The sequence below is a fragment of the Microbacterium sp. NPDC055442 genome, from assembly GCF_053644215.1.
Genome location: NZ_JBSHLF010000003.1, coordinates 204,611 through 227,824, shown reverse-complemented (window position 1 = coordinate 227,824; position 23,214 = coordinate 204,611). Strand labels below are relative to the sequence as shown.

The 23,214-nt window shown below is 67.8% G+C and carries 22 protein-coding genes and 3 tRNA genes; 15 read left to right on the top strand and 10 right to left on the bottom strand.

The features are described from left to right. Nucleotides 1-287 precede the first annotated feature (287 nt). The 9 genes from dnaN (at nt 288) to ACWIBS_RS08295 (ending at nt 9,350) form a co-directional block, all read left to right on the top strand. Complete coding sequence (gene dnaN, locus ACWIBS_RS08335) at nt 288-1,436, top strand: DNA polymerase III subunit beta (RefSeq protein WP_376130211.1); 1,149 nt, start codon at nt 288-290, stop codon at nt 1,434-1,436. Between the two features lie 186 nt (nt 1,437-1,622). Continuing rightward, on the top strand, nt 1,623-2,780 hold the full coding sequence (gene recF / locus ACWIBS_RS08330) for a DNA replication/repair protein RecF (protein WP_376130193.1): 1,158 nt from the start codon (nt 1,623-1,625) through the stop codon (nt 2,778-2,780). Continuing rightward, entirely contained in the window at nt 2,773-3,261 is a 489-nt protein-coding gene (locus tag ACWIBS_RS08325) for a DUF721 domain-containing protein (protein ID WP_376130197.1), read from the top strand. The genes recF and ACWIBS_RS08325 overlap by 8 nt, the downstream gene beginning before the upstream one ends. 122 nt (nt 3,262-3,383) lie before the next feature. Next, nucleotides 3,384-5,423 (top strand): DNA topoisomerase (ATP-hydrolyzing) subunit B, encoded by a 2,040-nt coding sequence (gyrB, locus tag ACWIBS_RS08320; RefSeq protein ID WP_376130200.1) that lies wholly within the window; start codon nt 3,384-3,386, stop codon nt 5,421-5,423. 42 nt (nt 5,424-5,465) lie between these two features. Then, nucleotides 5,466-8,111 (top strand): DNA gyrase subunit A, encoded by a 2,646-nt coding sequence (gene gyrA, locus ACWIBS_RS08315; RefSeq protein ID WP_376130203.1) that lies wholly within the window; start codon nt 5,466-5,468, stop codon nt 8,109-8,111. Then, nucleotides 8,108-8,512, top strand: a complete 405-nt coding sequence (locus ACWIBS_RS08310; RefSeq protein WP_376130205.1) for a DUF3566 domain-containing protein — start codon at nt 8,108-8,110, stop codon at nt 8,510-8,512. Before gyrA ends, ACWIBS_RS08310 begins: the two co-directional genes overlap by 4 nt. Before the next feature lie 75 nt (nt 8,513-8,587). Next, nucleotides 8,588-8,661: transfer RNA gene (locus tag ACWIBS_RS08305), tRNA-Ile, on the top strand. A gap of 13 nt (nt 8,662-8,674) precedes the next feature. Beyond that, nucleotides 8,675-8,747: transfer RNA gene (locus ACWIBS_RS08300), tRNA-Ala, on the top strand. A 180-nt stretch (nt 8,748-8,927) separates the two neighbouring features. Beyond that, nucleotides 8,928-9,350 carry an NUDIX hydrolase gene (locus ACWIBS_RS08295; RefSeq protein ID WP_376129366.1) on the top strand — a complete coding sequence of 141 codons (423 nt, stop codon included), beginning with the start codon at nt 8,928-8,930 and terminating at the stop codon, nt 9,348-9,350. 10 nt (nt 9,351-9,360) lie between these two features. On the opposite strand, the gene ACWIBS_RS08290 is transcribed toward ACWIBS_RS08295, so the two are convergent. Then, nucleotides 9,361-9,924, bottom strand: a complete 564-nt coding sequence (locus ACWIBS_RS08290; protein WP_376129364.1) for an aminoacyl-tRNA deacylase — start codon at nt 9,922-9,924, stop codon at nt 9,361-9,363. Continuing rightward, the gene (locus ACWIBS_RS08285; protein ID WP_376129363.1) at nt 9,921-10,505 is read right to left on the bottom strand and encodes a DNA helicase; all 585 of its coding nucleotides are present in this window, start codon (nt 10,503-10,505) and stop codon (nt 9,921-9,923) included. The genes ACWIBS_RS08290 and ACWIBS_RS08285 overlap by 4 nt, the downstream gene beginning before the upstream one ends. A gap of 102 nt (nt 10,506-10,607) precedes the next feature. Between ACWIBS_RS08285 and ACWIBS_RS08280 the strand changes: the two genes are divergently transcribed. Then, nucleotides 10,608-11,165: a peptidylprolyl isomerase gene (locus tag ACWIBS_RS08280; protein ID WP_376129361.1), complete on the top strand. Its 558-nt coding sequence runs from the start codon at nt 10,608-10,610 to the stop codon at nt 11,163-11,165. Between the two features lie 19 nt (nt 11,166-11,184). After that, nucleotides 11,185-12,081: a rhomboid family intramembrane serine protease gene (locus ACWIBS_RS08275; protein WP_376129360.1), complete on the top strand. Its 897-nt coding sequence runs from the start codon at nt 11,185-11,187 to the stop codon at nt 12,079-12,081. Nucleotides 12,082-12,212: 131 nt separating this feature from the next. On the opposite strand, the gene ACWIBS_RS08270 is transcribed toward ACWIBS_RS08275, so the two are convergent. After that, complete coding sequence (locus tag ACWIBS_RS08270; protein WP_376129358.1) at nt 12,213-12,452, bottom strand: cell division protein CrgA; 240 nt, start codon at nt 12,450-12,452, stop codon at nt 12,213-12,215. Between the two features lie 55 nt (nt 12,453-12,507). Here ACWIBS_RS08270 and ACWIBS_RS08265 point away from each other — a divergent pair, with 55 nt between their 5' ends. The 3 genes from ACWIBS_RS08265 to ACWIBS_RS08255 are packed head-to-tail and all read left to right on the top strand — an operon-like array spanning nt 12,508 to nt 14,059. After that, nucleotides 12,508-13,284 (top strand): class E sortase, encoded by a 777-nt coding sequence (locus ACWIBS_RS08265; protein WP_376129356.1) that lies wholly within the window; start codon nt 12,508-12,510, stop codon nt 13,282-13,284. Then, nucleotides 13,284-13,439 (top strand): hypothetical protein, encoded by a 156-nt coding sequence (locus ACWIBS_RS08260; RefSeq protein ID WP_376129354.1) that lies wholly within the window; start codon nt 13,284-13,286, stop codon nt 13,437-13,439. The genes ACWIBS_RS08265 and ACWIBS_RS08260 overlap by 1 nt, the downstream gene beginning before the upstream one ends. Beyond that, entirely contained in the window at nt 13,436-14,059 is a 624-nt protein-coding gene (locus ACWIBS_RS08255) for an anthranilate synthase component II (protein ID WP_376129352.1), read from the top strand. Before ACWIBS_RS08260 ends, ACWIBS_RS08255 begins: the two co-directional genes overlap by 4 nt. 11 nt (nt 14,060-14,070) lie before the next feature. Here ACWIBS_RS08255 and pknB read toward each other — a convergent pair whose 3' ends face one another. The 7 genes from pknB to ACWIBS_RS08220 all read right to left on the bottom strand — a co-directional run bounded on the left by pknB (nt 14,071) and on the right by ACWIBS_RS08220 (nt 22,971). After that, nucleotides 14,071-15,768 carry a Stk1 family PASTA domain-containing Ser/Thr kinase gene (gene pknB / locus ACWIBS_RS08250; protein ID WP_376129350.1) on the bottom strand — a complete coding sequence of 566 codons (1,698 nt, stop codon included), beginning with the start codon at nt 15,766-15,768 and terminating at the stop codon, nt 14,071-14,073. Between the two features lie 48 nt (nt 15,769-15,816). Then, nucleotides 15,817-17,541: a serine/threonine-protein kinase gene (locus ACWIBS_RS08245; protein ID WP_376129348.1), complete on the bottom strand. Its 1,725-nt coding sequence runs from the start codon at nt 17,539-17,541 to the stop codon at nt 15,817-15,819. Further along, nucleotides 17,538-19,010 carry a peptidoglycan D,D-transpeptidase FtsI family protein gene (locus ACWIBS_RS08240; protein WP_376129346.1) on the bottom strand — a complete coding sequence of 491 codons (1,473 nt, stop codon included), beginning with the start codon at nt 19,008-19,010 and terminating at the stop codon, nt 17,538-17,540. Before ACWIBS_RS08240 ends, ACWIBS_RS08245 begins: the two co-directional genes overlap by 4 nt. Before the next feature lie 73 nt (nt 19,011-19,083). Continuing rightward, the gene (locus ACWIBS_RS08235; RefSeq protein WP_376129344.1) at nt 19,084-20,466 is read right to left on the bottom strand and encodes an FtsW/RodA/SpoVE family cell cycle protein; all 1,383 of its coding nucleotides are present in this window, start codon (nt 20,464-20,466) and stop codon (nt 19,084-19,086) included. After that, nucleotides 20,463-21,701, bottom strand: coding sequence for a PP2C family protein-serine/threonine phosphatase (locus ACWIBS_RS08230; RefSeq protein WP_376129343.1), 1,239 nt, complete (start codon nt 21,699-21,701; stop codon nt 20,463-20,465). Before ACWIBS_RS08230 ends, ACWIBS_RS08235 begins: the two co-directional genes overlap by 4 nt. 11 nt (nt 21,702-21,712) lie before the next feature. After that, nucleotides 21,713-22,234, bottom strand: coding sequence for an FHA domain-containing protein FhaB/FipA (locus tag ACWIBS_RS08225; protein ID WP_376129342.1), 522 nt, complete (start codon nt 22,232-22,234; stop codon nt 21,713-21,715). Then, nucleotides 22,231-22,971: an FhaA domain-containing protein gene (locus ACWIBS_RS08220; RefSeq protein ID WP_376129340.1), complete on the bottom strand. Its 741-nt coding sequence runs from the start codon at nt 22,969-22,971 to the stop codon at nt 22,231-22,233. The genes ACWIBS_RS08225 and ACWIBS_RS08220 overlap by 4 nt, the downstream gene beginning before the upstream one ends. A gap of 143 nt (nt 22,972-23,114) precedes the next feature. Between ACWIBS_RS08220 and ACWIBS_RS08215 the strand changes: the two genes are divergently transcribed. After that, nucleotides 23,115-23,198, top strand: a tRNA-Leu gene (locus ACWIBS_RS08215). Nucleotides 23,199-23,214 lie beyond the last annotated feature (16 nt).

Sequence of the window (23,214 nt, the reverse complement as noted above, 5' to 3'; positions counted from 1 at the left end):
ACAGCGCATGTGGATGAACACCGTCACCGACGAGATGCGCTCCCGCAGTCATCCGCAGCCATTCCACATCTCACACGGATGTAGTTTCCATGTCCCGAAAGGTATCCCCAGAGTTATCCACAGTTTCCACAGCGGTTAACACCATGACAGTGAATGACATAGAGATCCCGGTCCGATCACCTCAAGGGGAAAACTTCGACCGGATCCGATCTCGCCGATGACAGACTCCGGCATGACCAGTCGAGGGCACTAGCATGAGTACTCCCAACAAGATCGAGGGAGCATTCGTGAAGTTCCACGTCAATCGCGATGTGTTCAGCGAGGCCGTGTCGTTCGTCGTCAAGCTCCTGCCGCAGCGCAATCCGCAGCCGATCCTCGCGGGCGTGCTGATCGAAGCGTCCGATGCAGGGCTCTCGCTGTCGGCCTTCGACTACGAAGCATCCGCTCGCACGACGATCGAAGCGACCATCGACGAACCCGGCACGATCCTCGTGCACGGCCGGCTGCTCTCCGAGATCGCCAGCCGTCTGCCCAACGCACCGATCCAGATCGAAGTCGACGACGACGGCATCCTGCTCACGTGCGGCTCCGCGCGATTCACGCTCTCGTCGATGCCGGTGCAGGAATACCCCGCGATCCCCGAAGTCACCGGTGACTCGGGTGTCGTTCCCGGTGAGGACTTCGCGACGGCCATCGCCCAGGTCGCTTTCGCCGCATCGCGCGACGACGTCACCCCCGTGCTCACGGGGGTTCAGCTCGAGGTGTCCGGAACGACATTGAGCCTCGTCGCAACGGACCGCTACCGCGTCGCCCTGCGTGAGATCCCGTGGGACGGCGGCACGACGGCCTCCGATGAACCCGTCACGGCCCTCGTGCCTGCGCGCACCCTCACCGAGGTCGGCAAGACCTTCGCGCACTCCGGTGAGATCCGTGTCGCGTTCTCGGGATCCGGCGATCGCGAGATCATCGCGTTCACGTCGGGCAACAAGACCGTGACGTCGCTGCTCATCAAGGGCAATTTCCCGCCGGTGCGGCGACTTTTCCCGGATGCCACCGAGCATCACGCCGTCGTCAACACCGCCGATCTCGCCGAGGCGGTCCGTCGTGTGTCGCTCGTGCTGGATCGCTCGGCTCCGCTGCGGTTCACCTTCACGACCGACACCGTGTCGATGGATGCGTCGGGCACCGAGCAGGCGCGGGCATCGGAGTCCGTCGATGCCAATCTCGTCGGCGACGAGGTCACCCTCGGACTCAACCCGCAGTACCTGCTCGAGTCGCTCGGCGCCGTGCGCAGCGAGTTCGCGCGCGTGACCTTCACCTCGAGCGACAACGCCAACAAGCTCAGCCCGATCCTCATCACGCCGCAGACCTCGGTCGACAAGTCGGGCGAGGACTCGTTCAAGTACCTGCTGCAGCCGAACCTGCTGCTGCGCTGACTTCGCCCCGCGGTCCGGGAGTTCGCTCACGGACCGGGAGTTCGCTCACGGCCCGGGAGTTCGCCCGCGGTCCCTGAGTTCATCGAAGGGTCGCGGTTGCGGACGACCCTTCGGCAGGCTCAGGGACCGAGTCGATCCCACCGTGGAGGCGAGGAGCCTGTCAGGGGCCGTCGTTAGGCTGGCGGAGTGATCGTGGAACAGCTCAACCTCGTCGACTTCCGCAACTATGCGGCCGCCGACGTCGCGCTCGTGCCCGGTCCCAACGTTTTCGTCGGGCGCAACGGTCAGGGAAAGACGAACCTCGCCGAAGCGATCGCGTTCTTGGCCACGCTCGGCTCCCACCGCGTGTCGAACGACGCCCCCATGGTGCGAGACGGTGCGGATGCCGCGATCGTTCGCGCCCGCTTGGCTCACGGTGAGCGCAGCGTGCTGCTCGAAGTGCAGATCAATCGGCAGGGCGCGAACAAGGCGCGGGTCAACGGTGCATCCGTCAAGCCCACCGAACTCCCGCGGTACGCGCAGGTCGTGCTGTTCGCCCCCGAAGACCTGCAGATCGTGCGTGGTGACCCCTCATCGCGGCGGCGCTTCGCCGATCAGCTGCTCGTGCAGCGCTCGCCCCGCATGGCCGGTGTCCTCTCCGACTACGAGCGAGTGCTCAAGCAGCGCACCGCGCTGCTGAAATCCGCGCGTGCCCGCGGCATCCGAGGTGACGCACTGTCGACGCTCGAAGTGTGGGACGACAAACTCGTCACGCTCGGGGCAGAGGTCATCCGCGCCCGAAGAGACCTCGCCGAAGATCTCCGCGGTCCGCTCATCGCGGCATACACGGCCATCGCCGGGGCCGATCACCGCCCCGAGGTGGTGTGGGCGCTGTCGATCGGCGGCGGAGATCCTGAAGAGGGCATCGACGCCGCGGCATCCGATGATCCGGCTCGCGCACTCGAGGACCAGTTCCGGGTCGCCCTCGCTGCGAAGCGCGCGACCGAGCTCGAGCGCGGCCTGACTCTCGTGGGACCGCACCGCGACGACCTGCTGCTGCGGCTGCGCGGACTTCCGGTCAAGGGCTACGCCTCGCACGGGGAGTCGTGGTCGATCGCCCTCGCGCTGAGACTGGCGTCGGCCGAACTGCTGCGCGCCGAATCGCGACTCGGCGACCCCGTGCTGATCCTCGACGACGTCTTCGCCGAGCTGGATGCGGATCGGCGTGCCCGGCTCGCCGCGCTCGTCGGAGACTTCGAGCAGGTCGTCGTGACGGCCGCCGTCGATGCCGATGTGCCCTCCGCGCTGCGTGCGCGGGTCGTGCGTGTCGAGGCGGGCAGGATCCTGGAGACGACCGATGTCTGAGCCGGTCGAGGTTCCCGAGACGGTCGCCACCTACCTGCGGCTTCGCGGACTCGAGCCTTCTGCCCGCACGTTCCGGCGCAAGAAGCGCCGCTCGGGCGACGACGAGCACGAGCCGTTCACGCCCGGCCGCGACCCGCACGGTCTCGGTGACGTGCTCTCGGCCATGACGCGTGAGGCCGGATGGGACTCGCAGCTGGCGCGCGAAGACGTCGTGCGCGCGTGGGATGAAGTGGCCGGCGCCGACACGGCTCGTCACACCCGGCCTGTCGCCTTTCAAGAGGGCACGCTCACGGTCCAGGCCGATTCCACGGCGTGGGCGAAGCAGCTTCAGCTCATGCGCTCGCACATCCTCTCCGAGATCGTGCGCAGGTTCCCCGAGGCCCGTGTCACTGCCATCCGCTTCTTGGGGCCGGACGTCCCCTCGTGGAAATGGGGCCCGAGAGCCATTCCAGGCCGCGGTCCGCGCGATACCTACGGCTGAGCCATGCCGATAGGTGGCTGATCCGTTTTCATCGCGCCAGACGGGCGCAGAACGGGCGGCGACGGCTCGAAGACGATAGACTGACGGGTGCCCTCGCCATCGATCTGGAGTGCTTGAACCCAATGACGTCTGAGAATCCCGAACGCGCAGTGGAAACGACCGGATCAGAAGCGCGCGGCGGGGTCGCCGGAGAGTACGGCGCAGATGAGATCCAGGTTCTCGAGGGCCTCGAGGCGGTGCGCAAGCGCCCCGGCATGTACATCGGCTCGACGGGACCGCGCGGCCTGCACCACCTCGTCTACGAGATCGTCGACAACTCGGTCGATGAGGCGCTCGCCGGTCACTGCGACACGATCACGATCACGATCCTCCCCGACGGGGCGGTGCGTGTCGTCGACAACGGTCGCGGCATCCCCGTGGACATGCACCGCACCGAAGGCAAGTCCACCGTCGAGGTCGTCCTCACGGTGCTGCACGCCGGCGGAAAGTTCGGCGGCGGCGGGTACGCCGTCTCGGGTGGTCTGCACGGCGTCGGATCGTCGGTCGTGAACGCGCTGTCGACACGACTCGACGTCGAGGTGAGGCGCCAGGGCTACGTGTGGCGGCAGTCCTTCGAGGGCGGCGGCATTCCGCAGGCACCGCTGGAACGCGGCGAAGAGAGCACGGAGACGGGCACGACGATCACGTTCTGGCCCGACGACACGATCTTCGAGACGACCGACTTCGAGTACGAAACGCTGCGCACCCGGTTCCAGCAGATGGCGTTCCTCAACAAGGGTCTGCGCATCGATCTGCGCGACGAGCGTCCGTCCTCGGCCTACGAGGAGGAGACGGAGCCGGGCGAGGTCGTGCTGCAGCAGCCCAACGACAGCTTCCTCTACGAGCGCGGACTCGTCGACTACGTCGAATACCTCAACCACGTGCGCAAGGCCGAGCACGTCAACGACGACATCATCGCCTTCGAGTCCGAGGACGGCAATCGCAAGATCGCCCTCGAAGTCGCGATGCAGTGGACGACGAGCTACACCGAGAACGTCTTCACGTACGCCAACACGATCAACACGCACGAGGGCGGCACTCACGAAGAGGGCTTCCGCGCGGCGCTCACGACGCTCGTGAACAAGTACGCCCGCGCGCAGAACCTGCTCAAAGAGAAGGATGAGAACCTCTCGGGCGACGACGTGCGCGAAGGGCTGACGGCCGTCATCTCGATCAAGCTGTCCGAGCCCCAGTTCGAAGGCCAGACCAAGACCAAGCTCGGCAACACCGAAGCCAAGGCCTTCGTGCAGAAGGTCGTCGGCGATCAGCTCGGCGACTGGTTCGGCCGCAACCCCGTGCAGGCGAAGAACGTCGTGCGCAAGGCGATCGATGCGGCGTCGGCCCGGATGGCGGCGCGCAAGGCGCGAGAGACGGCGCGACGCAAGAGCGTCTTCGAGTCGGCGGCGATGCCCGACAAGCTCAAGGACTGCTCGAGCAAGGACCCGTCGATCAGTGAGATCTTTCTCGTCGAGGGAGACTCCGCCGGCGGCTCGGCCGTGCAGGGGCGCGACCCGCACACGCAGGCGATCCTCGCGCTGCGCGGAAAGATCCTCAACGTCGAGCGTGCGCGCCTCGACCGGGCGCTGGGCAACAGAGAAGTCCAAGCCATGATCCAGGCCTTCGGCACGGGCATCGGCGAGGACTTCGACATCGAGAAGGCGCGCTACCACAAGATCGTGCTGATGGCCGATGCCGACGTCGACGGCCAGCACATCACGACGCTGCTGCTGACGATGCTCTTCCGCTACATGCGCGGGCTCATCGAAGCCGGGTTCGTCTACCTCGCTCAGCCGCCGCTGTACCGCATCAAGTGGTCGAACCAGCCGCACGAGTACGTCTTCAGCGACCGGGAGCGTGACGCCCTTCTCGCCGACGGAATCGCTCTGGGCAAACGCATCCCCAAGGACAATGCGATCCAGCGGTACAAGGGTCTGGGCGAGATGAACGCCAAGGAACTGTGGGAGACCACGATGGACCCGACGACTCGCACGCTCAAGCAGGTGACGATCGACGACGCGGCCGCGGCCGACGAGATCTTCACGATCCTGATGGGCGAAGACGTCGAATCGCGCCGCGGATTCATCCAGCGCAACGCCAAGGACGTCCGCTTCCTCGATATCTGACCCTGCACCAGGCTCAGCGACCCGTTCACAGAGAAGACGAGAATGACTGACGATACTTCGACAGGCGCAGCATCCGAGCGCCCCGTGCCGGTGCACGACCACGGCAAGATCGACCAGGTCGATCTGCAGTCCGAGATGCAGCGCAGCTACCTCGACTATGCGATGAGCGTCATCGTCGGGCGCGCGCTGCCCGACGTCCGCGACGGACTCAAGCCCGTGCACCGCCGTGTGATCTACGGCATGTACGACGGCGGTTTCCGGCCTGACCGCTCGTTCTCGAAGTGCGCGCGCGTCGTCGGCGAGGTGATGGGTCAGTACCACCCGCACGGTGACTCGCCGATCTACGACGCACTCGTGCGTCTCGTGCAGCCGTGGTCGCTGCGCTATCCGCTCGCGCTCGGGCAGGGCAACTTCGGATCGCCGGGCAACCAGGGCGCCGCGGCGCCGCGGTACACCGAGACGAAGATGGCTCCGCTCGCGCTCGAGATGGTGCGCGACATCGAAGAAGACACCGTCGATTTCCAGGACAACTACGACGGTCAGACGCAGGAACCCACCGTCCTCCCGGCGCGGTTCCCGAACCTGCTGGTGAACGGCTCGGTCGGCATCGCGGTCGGTATGGCGACGAACATCCCGCCGCACAATCTGCGCGAGGTGTCCTCCGGTGCGCTGTGGGCGCTGGAGAATCCGGATGCCACGCGCGAAGAGCTGCTCGAAGCGCTCATGGAGCGCATCCCGGGCCCCGACTTCCCGACGGCGGCGCAGATCCTCGGCACGCGCGGCATCAAGGAGGCGTACCGCACGGGCCGCGGGTCGATCACGATGCGGGCCGTCGTCTCGATCGAAGAGCTCCAGGGGCGCACGTGCCTCGTCATCACCGAGCTGCCCTACCAGGTCAACCCCGACAACGTCGCGATCAAGATCAGCGATCTCGCGCGCGAGGGCAAGATCACGGGAATCGCCGACATCCGCGACGAGACGTCCGATCGCACGGGGCAGCGCCTCGTCATCGTGCTCAAGCGCGACGCCGTGGCGAAGGTCGTGCTCAACAATCTGTACAAGCACACGCAGCTGCAGGACAACTTCGGTGCGAACATGCTCGCGATCGTCGACGGCGTGCCGCGCACCCTGCCGCTCGACGGGTTCATCTCGCACTGGATCGATCACCAGATCGAAGTCATCGTGCGCCGCACGACGTTCCGCCTGGCCAAGGCCGAGCGTCGCATGCACATCCTGCTCGGATACCTGAAGGCGCTCGACGCCCTCGACGAGGTCATCGCCCTCATCCGTCGCTCGCCCACGGTCGACGAGGCGCGCGAGGGCCTGAAGTCGCTGCTTGACATCGACGACGACCAGGCGCAGGCGATCCTCGAGATGCAGCTGCGACGCCTGGCAGCGCTCGAGCGTCAGAAGATCATCGACGAGGCGAACGAGCTCGAACTGCAGATCGCCGACTTCAAGGACATCCTCGCGACGCCGGCCCGCCAGCGCACGATCGTGCACGAGGAGCTCACCGACATCGTCGCCAAGTTCGGCGACGATCGGCGCACCGAGATCCTGCACGGATTCGACGGCGACATGTCGATCGAAGACCTCATCCCCGAAGAGGAGATGGTCGTCACCGTCACGCGCGACGGATACGTCAAGCGCACGCGCAGCGACAACTATCGCTCGCAGCACCGGGGCGGCAAGGGCGTCAAGGGCGCGCAGCTGCGCGCCGACGACGTCGTCGAGCACTTCTTCGTCACGACGACGCACCACTGGCTGCTGTTCTTCACGACGAAGGGCCGGGTCTACCGCGCCAAGACGTACGAGATCGCCGAGGCCGGCCGCGACGCGAAGGGCCAGCACGTCGCGAACCTGCTCGCGCTCCAGCCGGGTGAGGAGATCGCGCAGATCCTCGACATCCGCGACTACCAGGTCGCCACGTACCTCGTCCTGGCGACGCGGGGCGGGCTGGTGAAGAAGACGCGCCTGGAGGAGTACGACACGAACCGTCAGGGCGGGATCATCGCGATCAAGCTGCGTTCCGACGGTTCGGACGACATCGACGACGACGACGAAGATGACACGGTTCCGACGACGAACGGATCCGACGAGCTCGTCAGCGCTCTGCTCGTCGACGAAGGCGACGACATCCTGCTGATCAGCCGGCACGGCATGTCGCTGCGATTCTCGGCGACCGACGAGGCGCTGCGTCCGATGGGACGCTCCACGTCGGGCGTCAAGGGAATGTCATTCCGCGAGGGCGATTCCCTGCTGTCGGCGTCGGTCGCCGCCGACGACGGATTCGTGTTCGTCGTGACCGAGGGCGGCTACGCCAAGCGCACCGCGGTCGACCAGTATCGCGTGCAGGGTCGTGGCGGGCTGGGCATCAAGGTGGCCAAGCTCAACGACGATCGCGGCGATCTCGCGGGCGGTCTCATCGTCTCGGAGGACGACGAAGTCTTGGTGGTTCTTGCCAGCGGCAAGGTGGTACGCTCTGCCGTGGCCGAGGTCCCCGCCAAGGGCCGCGACACGATGGGTGTCGTGTTCGCCCGCTCCGCCGCCGACGATCGCATCCTCGCGATCGCACGGAATGGTGAACGGGGTCTGGCCGACGACGCCGAGGCAGCCGAGCCGGCGAACGAATCCGCCGACGATCCCGCTGTCTCGCCTGAGATCCCCGAAGAGAGTACTGACGCATGAGCACGGTAGCCGACAAGCTCGCGAAGAAGTCCAGCCGCAAGACCAGCGCGAAGCAGGTGCGCCTGCGGCTCGTGTACGTCGACTTCTGGTCGGCGGTCAAGCTGTCGTTCCTGGCGGCGATCGCGATCGCCGTCGTGACGGTCGTGTCGTTCGTGCTGATCTTCCTCGTCGTGCAGACGACGGGCCTCATCGACCGGGCCGACGAGTTCTTCGCGGGCTTCTCGGACGGCAGCTTCCTGCTGTCGACGTTCGTGAGCCTGCCGCAGGTTCTCGCCTTCTCGGCGATCGTGGCGATCCTCAATCTCGTCGTGGTCACGGTGCTCGGTGCCGTGTTCGCCGGGATCTACAATCTCGCCGTCAAGGTGACGGGCGGACTCCTCGTCGGCTTCACGTCGAACTGAGGGTCCGTCGATTCGTGAAAACGGCACGGTTCCGGTAACCTCTTGGAGGTTGACCGTGCATCACGAGTCACGATCGGGGCTATAGCTCAGGCGGTTAGAGCGCTTCACTGATAATGAAGAGGTCCCAGGTTCAAGTCCTGGTAGCCCCACACACAAAGCCCCGGGGCCTTAGCTCAGTTGGTAGAGCGCCTGCTTTGCAAGCAGGATGTCAGGAGTTCGAATCTCCTAGGCTCCACAAGATGCGAGAAGGACCGTCCCGAAAGGGGCGGTCCTTCTCGCATGATGATGCTGGATTCGAACGAGGCCGCGGAGCGGCCGTTCGATGGGCCCCCGGCGGAGTACGTCGGGGACTCCTAGGCTCCACAAGATGCGAAGCGCCGCCCCTCGGGGCGGCGCTTCTCGCTTAGGGTGAAGCATGGACATGCGGGTAGCCGCGTACGCGATCATCGTCGATCCCGATGACCGGGTGCTCCTCGCCCACTGGATCGAGGGGCGCCGCGCCGCCTGGACGCTGCCCGGCGGCGGACTCGAGAGCGGCGAGAACCCCGAAGACGCCGCGCGCCGCGAAGTCCACGAAGAGACGGGCTATCACGTCGCGCTCGATGGGCTGCTCGGCATCCATTCGCGGGTCATCCCCGCGCGCCGGAGGCTGAGCACCTCGTCGTCGCCGCTGCACACGCTGCGCATCGTCTATCGCGCGCACATCATCGGCGGAGAGCTGCGCAACGAGGTCGGCGGCTCCACGGATCGCGCTGAGTGGTTCCCGCTCGCGGACGTGCCATCGCTGCAACACGTCAAGCTGGTCGACATCGGCCTCGAGATGGCCGGTGTCCTCTGACGGGATGCCGCTACCCGGCCTCGCTCGAGATGTCGGCGATCGTCGCGTCGAACGCGGCGATGAGGGCGTCTGCGTCGACGAACAGGCTGTAGCCGTGGGCGCCGGCACCCATCGCGATTCGGCGGCCGACGATGCTCTCGTCGGCGAAGACGGGCCAGTCGCCCTGGGCGCCGATGGGCACGATGGTGCCGCGCTCGTAGCCCGTCGCTGCGAGTGCGACGTCAGGGTCGGGGAGCGCGAGCTTGTTGACGCCCACGACCGCCCGCAGCTTCGGCCACGAGATCGACCGATCGCCCGGCACGAGGGCGTAGAGGAACTCCGGCGTGTTCCCCGAGCCTGTCGCGGCTTCTGAGCCGGTCGCGCTCCCTGAGCCGGTCGCGTTCCCTGAGCGTGTCGCGTTCCCTGAGCCTGTCGAAGGGCGCTTGACGACGAGCGTCTTGACGATGTCGGCCGGCTTCACACCGAGCAGCGCCGCCGCCTCGGGCAGGCTCTTCGCGGCGGGCCGCTCGCGCAGCTCGATCTCGAGCCCGCGAGCGGATGCCGCCTCTCGAACCCGCGCGAGCGGATCGGTCACGCGTCGGGCGCGCGCAGCGGGTCGTCGGCCACCCACAGTTCGTCGTCGGCGCGCAGCGTCTGCCACGCGGCGTACAGCACGCCTGCCGCCGCGGCGACACCCAGGATGATGGCGATGACGCCGCCGGCGCCCATGCCCTTCTTCTTCGGCTCGAGGGCGCTCACGCCCGCCGAGAGGCGACGCGACACCTTCTTCGCGTACTTGTCGGCCTTCTTCGAGTACTTGCCCGAGTCGGGAAGCGCGAATCCGCGGCCGGCCGCGAGGCGAGCGCGCGTTTCGTTGGCGGCATCCCATGCGGACAGCGCCGAACCCACGACCGCACCCGCGGCGGGGACGACATTGTGCTCGAGCACGTTCTTGGACAGCTTGACGCCGCGGTCGACGTAGGGCGCCGCGTACTTCTCATATCCGGCCTGCACCTGCGGTGCGACCTGCTCACGGCCGAAGTGTCCCAACTGTCGTCCGGCCTCGCGAGCGACGTCGGACGCCTGCCCGACGAGCACCTGCTGCGACTCCCACAGGGCGTTTGCCTGCGACTGAAGCTTTCGTAGTTCCTTCTTGCGCTTGCGGCTGAGGCTCACGGGGATCCTCCCTCTCGACGGGGTCGGTGGTTTCTCCATCTTGCCAGACGGTACCCGGGCAGGGAGAAAGGGCTTGTCAAGTTGTCTGCGAGAATGTACGACATGCCCCAGCACTCCGCCGTTGCCACGATCCACACCAACCACGGCGACATCGTCGTCAACCTGTTCGGCGACCACGCGCCGCGCACGGTCAAGAACTTCGTCGGTCTCGCCGACGGAACCGGTTCGTGGACCGACCCGGCGACGGGCAAGCCCGGTGAGGGGCCGCTGTACAACGGCGTCATCTTCCACCGCATCATCCCGAACTTCATGATCCAGGGCGGCGACCCGCTCGGACAGGGTGTGGGTGGCCCTGGCTACAACTTCGACGACGAGATCAACGGCGAGCTGAACTTCAACGAGCCCTACATCCTCGCGATGGCCAACGCCGGCCTTCGCCGCAACGCCATCACGGGCAAGCCCGAGGGCACCAACGGATCGCAGTTCTTCATCACGACCGACCCGACGCCGTGGCTGCAGGGCAAGCACACGATCTTCGGCGAGGTCGCCGACGCCGACTCGCGCGCGGTCGTCGACGCGATCGCCGCTGTGCCGACGGGTGCGGGCGACCGTCCCGTCGAGCCCGTGGTCATCGAGTCGATCGACATCCAGGCCGTCTGACGCCGCGCACCTCCACCCCGTGACCTCGGCGGACTTCGCGAGCAACCGCGACAACTTCTGCTACCGGCATCCTGACCGGCAGAGCTTCGTGCTCTGCCAGCGATGCCTGCGCACGATCTGTCCCGAGTGCCAGACGCCCGCCGCCGTAGGCGTGGTCTGCCCCGAGTGCATGAAGGCGCAGCAGTCCGCCCAGACGACCGCGCAGCGCAAGGCCGAACGACGCTGGACCCGGTCACGACCGGTCGTCGTCAGCGACACGCGGCCGCTCGCGACCTACGCGATCATCGGGATCACCGCGATCGCGTACATCGTGTCGCTCATCCCCGGGTTCGGTCGCACGGTCGAGAACTTTTTGCTGTTCTGGGCCCCGACGCTGTACCCCCCGCTCACGGGAACGTTCGAGCCGTGGCGCATCCTGACCGTCGCGCTCGTGCACTCGGGCTTCTGGCACATCGGGCTCAATATGCTGGCGCTGTGGCTCATCGGCCGCAGCCTCGAGCCGCTTCTCGGCAGGGGACGGTTCGTCGCCCTCTACCTGTTGAGCACGGCAGGAGGATCGGTCGCCGTCACGCTGCTGTCGTTCGGCACGCCCGTCGTCGGGGCGTCGGGTGCGATCTTCGGCCTGTTCGGGGCGCTGATCGTGATCGGCCGGCATATCGGGCTCAATATCGCCGGGATCGCGGTGATCCTCGGCGTGAACCTCGCGATCGGGTTCATCCCCGGATTCAACGTGTCGTGGCAGGCGCACGTGGGTGGCCTCGTGGTCGGACTGCTCGTGGGGTTCATCTTCACGCGTACTCGAGCGCAGCGGCAGCAGAAGACGCAGCTCTTGCTGCTCGGCGCCGTCGGCGCGGGGCTCGTGCTGCTGCTGGTCGTACCGGTCTTCACGGTGCTGCCGCCGTACATCGGCCTCTGATCCGAGGAACTACACCGGTGTGATTCATCCCCACCTGTGGATGAACCTGTGGATAACTTCCCCGCGGCGCGCAAAAACCACCGGCGCGCGCACATCGCGGGCGCCGGTGGCGGAGAGTGTGAGACGGGCGGCTAGCGCCAGCGCGTCGTCATGAGGAAGCCGAGGAACGCGATGCCGAAGCCGATCACGAGGTTCCAGCCCTGGATACCCGGAATCGGGTACTGCATGCCGCTGAGGTAGAAGACGAGCACCCAGACGAGTCCCGCGAGCATCAGCCCGATCATGATCGGCTTGAACCACACGGGGTTGGGGGCCGCTTCGCCCTCTGCGCGTTCGATCAACGCGTCGTCATCTTTGCCGGATCGTGCCATGTCCGCCAGTCTAGCTGCCAGGCTCGCTTCAGCATGTTCTCACTACACTTCGAGTGTGCAGCAAGCCACACTGACGACATCGGGAGCGCCCCCGACCCGTCGCTCCGCGCGACCGCGCCGACGCGTGTCGGTCGCCGGGGTCATCGGGGAACTGCTCATCACCGCCGGTGTCATCACCCTGCTCTACGTCGTGTGGCAGCTGTGGGTGGGCGACATGATCTACGGCGCGCAGCGCAACGCGACCGGCAACGAGACGATCACGCGGTGGGCGCAGGAGTATGTGCCGCCGGCGGACTGGCCCGATGAGGAGCCGATCGCCGAGACGTTCGAGCCGATCATCCTGCCCGAACCGGCCGACACCGAGGTCTTCGGCGTCATGCGGGTGCCCCGCTTCGGAGCGGACTACGCCGTCGAGATGGCCGGCGGCGTAACGCGCCCCGGCACACTCGACCCGATCGGCATCGGGCACTACCCTGGGTCGCCCATGCCCGGCGAGGTCGGCAACTTCGCCCTGGCCGGTCACCGCACGACGTGGGGCAAGCCCTTCAACCAGGTTGCCGAGCTGCGTATCGACGACCCCATCGTCGTCGAGACCGCCGACGGCTGGTACACGTACCGCTTCCGCACCCTCCAGTACGTCCGCCCGGATGAGGTCGATGTGCTGCTGCCCGTGCCGCAGGAGCTCGACGTCGAAGCGACGACGAGCTACATCACGCTGACGAGCTGCAGCCCCATGTTCTCGATGGCCGAACGTATCGTGGCGTACGGCGTCTTCGATTCGTTCACGCCCCGCGACGCGGGAGCACCCTCCGCCCTGAACGAAGGAGCCTGATGTACGCCGCACTGTGGCGGGCCCTCCCCGGACCCTGGTGGGTGCGCCTGCTCATCCTTCTCGTCGCCGTTGCCGCGATCCTCTACGGCCTGGCGTTCTACGCCTTCCCGTGGATCAGCCAGTTCGTCAACCCGCAAGAGGTCACCGTCCAGTGACGCCGGTGCTCGTCGTGGACAATCACGACAGCTTCGTCCACACCCTCGTCGGCTATCTGCACGAGCTCGGCGCGTCCACCGAGCTGATCGAGGCCGACGAGATCCGGGATGCCGCGGGCACGGTGTCCGCCTTCGCGGGCGTGCTCGTCTCACCCGGCCCGGGCACACCGGCCGCCGCCGGGGCGTCGATCGCCGTCGTGCGGGCGGCGGCACGCCGCGGCATCCCTCTTCTGGGCGTCTGTCTCGGGCACCAGGCGATCGGCGAGGCCTTCGGCGCGCGTGTCGCCGAGGCGCCCGAGCTGATGCACGGCACGACGTCGCTCGTGCACCACGACGGCTCGGCGCTGTACGCCGGTCTGGCCGATCCGTTCGTCGCGACGCGCTACCACTCGCTCGCGATCGTCCCCGAGACGCTGCCCCGCGACCTCGTCGTCACGAGCCGCACCGATTCGGGCGTCATCATGGGCGTCGCGCATCGGACGGCACCGGTGCAGGGCGTGCAGTTCCACCCCGAGAGCGTGCTGACCGAGGGCGGCCACCGGCTCCTGGGCAATTGGCTCGCACAGGTCGGATACGCGGATGCCGCGGCTCGCGGCGCGACGCTGCACCCGCGTCGCTGAGGGCCAGCCGTTCACGATCCCGAGCAGTACACCAGCGTCACGGCGGAGCGCACGGGAACGTCACCGGGCGCGAGTGACTGCGATCGGACGGTGGGCGGCGAGTCGGCGGGACACGTCGTGTCCTCCTGCGACCCGACCTCGAGACCGAGGTCGGCGAGCTGACGGCTCGCGGCATCCACGGTGTATCCCGTCACGTCGATGAGCGTCACGCGCCCCGACGCGACGACGAGGTTGACCGCCGTGCCCTTGGGGATTTCGGTCTCGGCGCTTCGGTCGGCCGACATCACGATCCCGGCCGACAGGGTCGGGTCGTTGCGCTGGGTCACGGTGCCGAGCGTGAGGCCGGCCGCGTCGAGGGCCGCGACGGCGGCGTCTTGCCCGAGCCCTTCGAGCACGGGAACGGTCGACATCTCCTGGCCCGACGAGACGTAGACACGGATCTCCTGCTCGGGCGACACCGACTCGCCCGCTTGCGGATCGGTGCGGATCACGATGCCCTCGGCGACGTCGGGGTTCGGCTCATCGACGCGGAACGAGATGAGGTCCTCATCGCCCAGGTCGCGCGCCGCGCGCTCGTAGGTCACGCCCGTGACATCGGGCACGATGCGCGCGATCGACGGCACATCTCCGCCGTCGGGCTTGATCGTGAGCACCCAGAAGAGCACCGCCGCGAGCAGCACGGCGATGAGGGCGACGCCCGACCAGATCCACGCGACCGGCGGCCCCGCCTGCGTGCGCTTCATCGTCGTGTCCGTGCTCAGCTGCCGCAGCGACCGGGCCGTCTCCGCGGCCTGCCGCGGGTTGGGCCCGTACAGCTCGCTCGTGAGTGCGTTCATCTGGCGCTTCGTGGGGGCGTTTCCGTCGACGGTCGCGTCGAGGGCCTCGCGGAAGCCCGCGGCGTCCTGGTAGCGCTGGAAGGGATCCTTCGCGAGGGCGCGCAGCGCGACGGCGTCGAGCGCGCGCGGCACCGTCTCGTTGAACTCCGACGGCGGAACGGGCGCTTCACTGACGTGCTGGTAGGCGACGGCGACGGGGGATTCGCCGCGGAACGGCGGACGACCCGCGAGCAGCTCGTACAGCACGACGCCGGCCGAGTACAGATCGGCGCGCGCGTCGACGGGCTCGCCCTTCGCCTGCTCGGGGGAGAAGTAGGCAGCCGTTCCGAGGATCGCGGTCGTCTCGGCGACCGTCGATGAGCCGTCGGACACGGCGCGGGCGATGCCGAAGTCCATGACCTTGACCTGCCCGGCATCGGTCACCATGACGTTGCCCGGCTTGATGTCGCGGTGCACGACACCCGCGCGGTGGGAGTACTCGAGCGCTTCGAGGATGCCGTCCATGTAGCGCACGGTGTCGGTCTCGGGCACGGGTCCGCGCGCGATGATGTCTTTCAGCAGGGCGCCTTTGACCAGCTCCATGACGATGAACGGAACGGGCCGGACCGAGCCGTCGGGCTGGGTCTCGGAGTCTTCGCCCGCGTCGAAGACCCGCACGATCGCGGGATGCGCCATGCGCGACGCCGCCTGCGCCTCGAGGCGGAAGCGGGTGCGGAAGGCGTTGTCGTTCGCGAGATCGCGCGCGAGAACTTTGATCGCGACCTCGCGGCCGAGCGTCAGATCGTATCCGCGGTAGACGCTCGCCATGCCGCCGCGCCCGATGAGCTCGTCGATACGGTAGCGTCCCGACAGCACACGCGGCTCAGCAGACACTTGACTCCCTGATTCGGACCTTCAGCCAGAATAGTCGAGCCGGTGCCCTCACTCCTGCTCTTCGTCGGTGGGATCGGGGTCCGGTACGGGCGGCGCCTGGATCGCGGCACTCACTTCTTGCGAGGCGCCGGTCGTGCGCTCACCGGCGGTTCCGCCCGTGCACGTGACGGTGTAGGTCACGAGCAGGGTCGAGCCGGCGGCACCGGTCACCTGCAGGTCGGCGGAACGCTCGTTGGCGCCGAACCACGCGCTGGACTGGCCCGAGGCGGGGAACACTCCCTGCGTCGCGGTGAACTGGTATCCGCTCACGTTGCCCGTGCCCGAGGGGCAGCTGTAGCCGTCCCATCCGATCTGCACCGTGCTGCCCGCTTCGGCCGTTCCCGAGATCCGCGCCGCGGCCGGCGTGCCCATGGGCACCTGACCGGCGTAGCGGGTGAGCGTGATGACCCGGTCGAACGGGACGTTGCCCATGGGGTCGACCTGGTAGACCAGGCCGACGCTCGCTTCGTCGGGCGCGGAGTCGCCGTCGACGCAGCTCACGCCGAAGCCGAGGTCGTCGAGGATCGCCGTCGCCGCTTCGCAGGTCTGGCCCGTGAGGTCAGCCGCAACGACGTTCGCCGACGTCGGCTCGGGGGTCGGCGTGTTCGCCGGAGTCGAGCGCGTCGGCGAGGGCGACGAACTCGTCGGCTCGGGTGCAGGCTCCTGATTCGCGACGAGACCCCAGATCGTGGCGCCGAGCACGAGCACGAGCAGCGCGATGAGCGCGACGAGCGGCCACGTCCACGGGCTGCGCTTGCGCTTCTCGGTGTCTTCGCCCTCGACGGCGTCTTCTTCTGTCGGAGCGGCCAGCAACCGCGTCTCGGCCGAAGTGTCGGTGCCGAGCAGCTGCGTCATGTCGTCGCCGACCGAGGTGCCCGCCGCGATCGCCGGCACGGCCGCGGCCGCGGCGACGACATCACCGCGGCGCAGGGCGGTCGCGGCACGCGCGACGGCGGCCGACGACGCCGGGCGGTCTTCGGGCTTCTTCGCGATCATCGCCATGACGAGGTTCTGCACCGGCACGGCGACGGTCGGCGGCAGCGGGGGCGGCTGCTCGTTGATCTGGGCCATCGCTATCGCGACCTGCGACTCGCCCGTGAAGGGGCGCTTGCCGGCGAGGCATTCGTAGGCGACGATGCCGAGCGAGTACGTGTCGGTCGCGGGGGACGCCGGGTGGCCCGACGCCTGCTCGGGCGAGAGGTACTGCACGGTCCCCATGACCTGGCCGGTCGCCGTCAGCGGCACCTGGTCGGCGATGCGCGCGATGCCGAAGTCGGTGATCTTGACGCGGCCGTCGGGCGTGATGAGCAGGTTGCCGGGCTTGATGTCGCGGTGCACGAGGCCGGCGGCGTGCGCTGCCTGCAGCGCGGCCGAGGTCTGCGCGACGATGTCGAGCGTCTTGTCGGTCGAGAGCGAGCCGTCGCGCTCGATGATCGTCGAGAGCGCCTCGCCGGGCACGAGCTCCATGACGAGGAACGCACTGCCGTTCTCTTCGCCGTAGTCGAAGACGCTCGCGATGCCCTCGTGGTTCACGAGGGCCGCGTGGCGGGCCTCAGCGCGGAAGCGCTCGAGGAAGCCCGGATCCCCCATGTACTCGTCTTTGAGGATCTTGATGGCGACGGTTCGTCCGATGACGTGGTCCGTCGCTTCCCAGACCTCGCCCATGCCGCCGATCGCGATCCGCGAATCGAGCTCGTAACGGCCACCGAACGTCACACCCTGTGTCGGTCTCATCTGCCCAGCACCGCCTCCATGACCTTCTTCGCAATGGGAGCCGCGATCGCGTTCCCGCTGCCCGACTGTCCTTGACCGCCGCCGTCTTCGACGACGACCGCAACGGCCACCCGCGGATCGTCCGCGGGCGCGAAGCCCGTGAACCACAGCGTGTAGGGCCTTGCCCCGTTCTCTGCCGTCCCGGTCTTCCCGGCCACCTCGACCCCGTCTATTCTTGCACCGCTCGCGACACCCTCACTGACATTGGCCACCATCAGCGCGACCATGTCCGCCGCGATGTCCTCGTCGAGAGCGCGTCCGAACTCGGTGTTCTCGAATTCCTGCTGCACCGACAGGTCGGGTCCGATGATCCGATCCACCATGCGCGGGTTCATGACGATCCCCTCGTTGGCGATGCCCGCCGACACCATCGCCATCTGCAGCGGCGTCGCCGTGACGCGGCCCTGTCCGAAGCCCGTGAGCGCCGTCTGCGCGGCGTCGAGGATGCGCGGGTCGTCCTCGTTGGGCGGGTACGACGAGGGGGTCGAGACGAGCGGCATCGCGAACGACGAGTTGAATCCGTACTTCTCAGCTTCGGCGCGCATCGCCTCGTTGCCGAGCTCGACGGCGAGCTCGGCGAACGGGATGTTGCAGCTCAGCCGCAGCGCGTCGGCGATCGTGACCGTCTCGCCGGGACCGCACGTGCCGCCCGAGGCGTTGCGCACGGTGGCGGTGGACTGCGGCAGCTGATAGATCGCGGGGTTCGGCAGCGTCGATTCGGGCGTGTAGTCGCCCGATGCGAAGGCCGCCGAGGCGGTGACGAGCTTGAAGGTGGATGCCGGTGCGTTCAAGTCGCCCGCGATCGCGCGGTTCGACAGCGGCTTGCCCGGATCGGCGACGAGCTCCGCATACACGTCGTCGACCTCGCCGGCGTTGTGCGAGGCCAGCAGGTTCGTGTCGTAGCTGGGGCTCGTGACCATCGCGAGGATGCGGCCGGTCGAGGGCTCGATCGCGATGATCCCGCCCTGCAGGTCGCCGAGCGCTTCGTACGCGGCCGCTTGGACGGCGGCATCCATCGACAGCGCGACGTCGGAGCCGCGGGGCGGCTGTCCCGAGATGATGCGATCCAGGCGCGAGAGGAACTGCGAACCGGCCGTGCCGCTGAGCTCCTGGTTCATTGCGGCCTCGATGCCCGTCGACGAGCCGAGCACGGGGTTGATGTAGCCGGTGACGGGCGCCCACATGGCGGCATCCGTGTAGACGCGCTGCCAGCTGTACAGGTCGCCCGAGGGCACCGATCGGGCGATCGCCGATCCGCTCGCGATGATGGCGCCGCGCTGCACTTCGTACGAGTCGTACAGCGCACGGCGGTTCGCGGCGTTCTCGGCGAGCTCGTCGGCCTGGACGATCTGGATCCAGCTCGTCGAGGCGAACAGCCCCACGAACATGAGCAGCATCAGGATGCTGAGCCGGCGCAGTTCTTTCGTCACAGGTCGCACCCCCTCGGTACACGACGCCCACTGGTGCCTGAGGAGGTCGCGAAGCGACCGTATCGACGGGTCGTCACCCGATCACCACCCTCGGCCGGGAGCGCACGGAGTCCGAGATGCGCAGCAGCAGGGCGACGATGATCCAGTTCGCGATGAGCGAGGACCCGCCCGCCGCGAGGAAGGGCGTCGTGAGGCCCGTGAGCGGAATGAGACGGGTCACGCCGCCGACCATGATGAACACCTGCAGCGCGATCGTGAAGGACAGCCCCGTCGCGAGCAGCTTGCCGAAGTCGTCTTGACCGGCGAGCCCGATGCGGATTCCGCGACTGGTGAAGACCATGTAGAGGCACAGGATCGCGAACACCCCCACGAGACCGAGTTCTTCGCCGAGCGCCGGCAGGATGTAGTCGCTCTCGGCGACGGGCGTGAGGTACGGCCGTCCCTGGCCGAGTCCCGTGCCGACGAGCCCGCCCTGCGCGAGTCCGAAGATGCCCGTGACCAGCTGGAAGCTCGAGTTGTCCATGAGGTCGGGGTTGAAGGCATCCAACCAGATCGTGAAGCGCGTGCCGACGTACGGCAGCAGGCGGGATGCCACGAACGCGCCCGCCGCCGCCAGCACGACGCCGATGATGACCCAGCTCGTCTTGCCGGTTGCGACGTAGAGCATCGCGACGAACATGCCGAAGATGAGCAGGCCCGTGCCGAGGTCGCGCTGCATGACGATGATGCCGAGCGAGATGAGCCACAGCACGATGAGCGGACCGAGCTCGCGCGCGCGCGGCCACGTGACGCCGAGGAACCGCTTGCCGACCGAGGTCAGGCTCTCGCGTGTGCGCACGAGGTAGCCGGCGAAGAAGATCGCGAGGCAGATCTTCGCGAGTTCGCCGGGCTGGAAGGTGAACAGCCCCACGTCGACCCAGACGTCGGCGTTCCCGCCGCCGCTCAGTCCGGGCACGATCGGCAGGATGAGCAGCAGGATCGCGACGAAGCCGAAGATGTACGTGTAGCGGAAGAGCACGCGGTAGTTGCGCAGCAGGATCACGACGGCGATCGCGAGCACGAGCGCGATCGCCGCCCACGCGAGCTGACGCGTCGAGAACGCGCCCCACCCGGTGCGGTCCCAGTGCAGATCGAGTCGATAGATCATGGCGAGCCCGAGGCCCGTCAGCAATGTGGCGATCGGCAGCACGAACGGGTCGGCGTCGCGGGCGCGCAGGCGCAGCACGATGTGGATCGCGAGCACGAGGACCGTCAGCACGCCGCAGTAGACGAGGAACGAGCTGTCGATCGTGCCCTGAGCACCCAGCTGCACGAGCGCGACGGCCGATCCGTTGATGACGAAGGCGAAGACGAGCAGTGCGAGCTCGCGGTTGCGCTGCATCTGCGGCACGCGGATGCGCCGCAGAGCCCGCACGACGGCGGTATCGGCGGTCACCGCCTGCGTGTCGGCGCTCATGGCGCGTCTCCTTCGGAAATCGTGATCGATGAGACGATGCTGCGTGCGCGGTCGAGCGAGTCGGCCGAGATCGTCTGCTCGATCCTTTCGCGCGTGAAGGCCGAGAGCGAGTCGAGCTCGATGCCGGTGTCTTCATAGGGCGTCGAGAGGGTGATCGGACCGATCGTCTGCTGGATGCCCCGGAAGATCACGACCGTGTCCTCGTCGGCCCCGACATAGAACCGCGTCTGCGTCCACTGGTAGGCGCCGAAGGTGCCGGCTGCGAGCAGCCCCAGCACGAGAACGAGGCCGACGATCCAGCCGAGCCGGCGGCGACGCGCACGACGGCGGTCCTCCTCGATGAGCTCTTCGAGGAACTCCGCCGCCGGTTCGAAGTGCGTCGGCTCGTTCGCCGCCTGGCGTCCCACGTGCAGCCAGCTCGTGCGTCCGGGGCGCGCGGCGGGCACCTCGATGCCGATCGGGTTCGACGCCGACCCCACGATCGTGGCGGTTCCCGAGAAGAGCGGATGCTGCCCCCCCACGTCGACGAGCACGATCGTGACGTTGTCGGGCGCTCCGCCGTCGAGGGCCTGCTTGAGCAGCTGATCCGCCGTGCGGCCGGGGGCATGACCGAGACCGAGCACTTTCGCCAGGTGCGCGTCGTCGACGACGCCGGACAGACCGTCCGAGCAGAGCAGCCAGCGGTCGCCCGGCAGCGTCGGCATGACGAAGGTGTCGATCTCCGGCTCGGTGGCCATGTCGCCGAGCACGCGCATGAGTACGGAGCGACGCGGGTGGTAGCGGGCCTCTTCGGGCGTGATGCGCCCCGAGTCCACGAGTCGCTGCACGAACGTGTGGTCGGTCGTGATCTGGGTGAGCGCGCCGTCGCGATACAGGTAGATGCGCGAATCGCCGATGTGCGCGATGACGGCGTAGTCGTCGACCATGACGAGCGCACTCACGGTCGTGCCCATGCCGGCGAGTTCGGGTCGCACGTGCACCGTGTCGATGAGCTCGACCGCGGTGTCGGCGATCGCTTCGCGCAGGGCCTCCTCGGCCTCGGGCGGAGAGGTGAACGGCTGGTCGACGGCCTCGAGCCGGGCGACGGCCAGGCTTGACGCGACGTCTCCTCCGGCGTGACCGCCCATGCCGTCGGCGACGACGAACAGGTTCGGTCCGGCGTAACCGGAGTCCTGGTTGTTGGAGCGCACCTTGCCGGTGTGCGAGATCGCGGTGCTCGAGCCTTGGAAGACCATGCGCTCGGAGACTACTTCCTCAGCTCGAACGTCGTCGCGCCGACCTTGATGGGCGCGCCGAGCGTCACCGGCACCGGGGTCGTGACGCGATTGCCGTCGTGCCAGGTGCCGTTGGTCGAGTCGAGGTCCTGCAGCATCCACTGGTCGCCCCACAGCACGAGACGCGCGTGGTGACTCGACGTGTAGTCGTCGCGCACGACGAGGCCCGATTCGCTCGACCGGCCGATCGTGAGTGGTTCGGACCCGAGGGCGAGCTCGAGGCCGGCCTTGGGTCCGCTCGTGATGACGATGCGTTCCGCCGTTTCGGTCGTGGCGGGGCCGCCCTGGGACGGCCGGCCCTTCGCGGGAGGGGGAACGGGGGCGGTGACCTGTGCCGCGGCCGGCGGGGCACCCGCGGCCATCGCGGCCTCGGGCATCTTCCGCACCTTGACCCCGAAAAGATCGGCCCGCAGCGAGTACACGACGGCGAAGACGAAGAACCAGAGCAGAAGGAGGAAGCCGATGCGCAACAGCAGCAGGGTCAGTTCGCTCACGGCAGCGGTCCCTGTTCTCTCACGTCGAAGGCGCGTGTGACATCGCGCGGGGGCGTCGACGTCGTCGGCGGTGTCGCCTGCGCGACCACGCGGAACACGATATCGGTTCGCCCGATCCGCACGGTCGAGTCCGGCGTCAGCGCGGCTTCGGTCACCTTGTGACCGTTGAGCAGGGTGCCGTTGGTCGACTTCAGATCGCGCACCATCGCGCGCTCGCCGTCCCACAGGATCTCGACGTGCTTGCGGCTCGTCCCCGTGTCGGAGATCGTGATGTCGGCGTCGCTGCCGCGGCCGATGACCGTGCGGGACTTCGTCAGCGGGTGGCGGCGTCCGCCGATGTCGAGCACGCCGCGCCACGCGACCCGCCCCTGCGCCGTCGAAGACTCGACACGCAGGGTTCCGGTCGACTGATGGTCGTCGCGCTCGAGAGTGATCGAGACGGGACCGGCGAAGGAGTATCCCTGCTTCTTCGCGTGCTTCTGCACGAGTGCCTGCAGCTCGTCGTCGAGCGATGCCCCCAGCGCCGCCATCTTGTCTTCGTCGGTCGGCGCGAGGTGCACGGCGAACGTGTTGGGCGCGAGGATGCGGTCGCGACTGACCACGGCCGCCTTCTTGTCGAGCTCGCTGCGCAGTGCGGAGGCGATCTCGACCGGCTGGATGCCGCTGCGGAAGGTCTTCGCGAACGCGCTGTTCACGGCGCGCTCGAGACCCTTCTCGAAGCTGTCAAGTAGTCCCACGGAGCTCCTCGGACGGGGGTGCTTGGTTGCTACATGCTAGTTGCACACGCTGGAGGTTCCCGGATTCGACCGGATTCCGGGGGCGCGTGGTGCGCGTGATATCCTCGCTGAGTTGAGTGCGACGTCTTCGGATGATGCATCTCGCGCGAGTGGCGGAATAGGCAGACGCGCTGGCTTCAGGTGCCAGTGCCCGAAAGGGCGTGGGGGTTCAACTCCCCCCTCGCGCACGAAATGGAATGGCCC

Coding starts and splice junctions, on each gene's coding strand:
- ACWIBS_RS08325 (WP_376130197.1), top strand. CDS start 2,773: ATGTCTGAGCCGGTCGAGGTTCCCGAGACGGTCGCCACCTACCTGCGG.
- gyrB (WP_376130200.1), top strand. CDS start 3,384: ATGACGTCTGAGAATCCCGAACGCGCAGTGGAAACGACCGGATCAGAA.
- gyrA (WP_376130203.1), top strand. CDS start 5,466: ATGACTGACGATACTTCGACAGGCGCAGCATCCGAGCGCCCCGTGCCG.
- ACWIBS_RS08310 (WP_376130205.1), top strand. CDS start 8,108: ATGAGCACGGTAGCCGACAAGCTCGCGAAGAAGTCCAGCCGCAAGACC.
- ACWIBS_RS08295 (WP_376129366.1), top strand. CDS start 8,928: ATGGACATGCGGGTAGCCGCGTACGCGATCATCGTCGATCCCGATGAC.
- ACWIBS_RS08280 (WP_376129361.1), top strand. CDS start 10,608: ATGCCCCAGCACTCCGCCGTTGCCACGATCCACACCAACCACGGCGAC.
- ACWIBS_RS08270 (WP_376129358.1), bottom strand. CDS start 12,452: ATGGCACGATCCGGCAAAGATGACGACGCGTTGATCGAACGCGCAGAG.
- ACWIBS_RS08260 (WP_376129354.1), top strand. CDS start 13,284: ATGTACGCCGCACTGTGGCGGGCCCTCCCCGGACCCTGGTGGGTGCGC.
- ACWIBS_RS08245 (WP_376129348.1), bottom strand. CDS start 17,541: ATGAGACCGACACAGGGTGTGACGTTCGGTGGCCGTTACGAGCTCGAT.
- ACWIBS_RS08235 (WP_376129344.1), bottom strand. CDS start 20,466: ATGAGCGCCGACACGCAGGCGGTGACCGCCGATACCGCCGTCGTGCGG.
- ACWIBS_RS08230 (WP_376129343.1), bottom strand. CDS start 21,701: ATGGTCTTCCAAGGCTCGAGCACCGCGATCTCGCACACCGGCAAGGTG.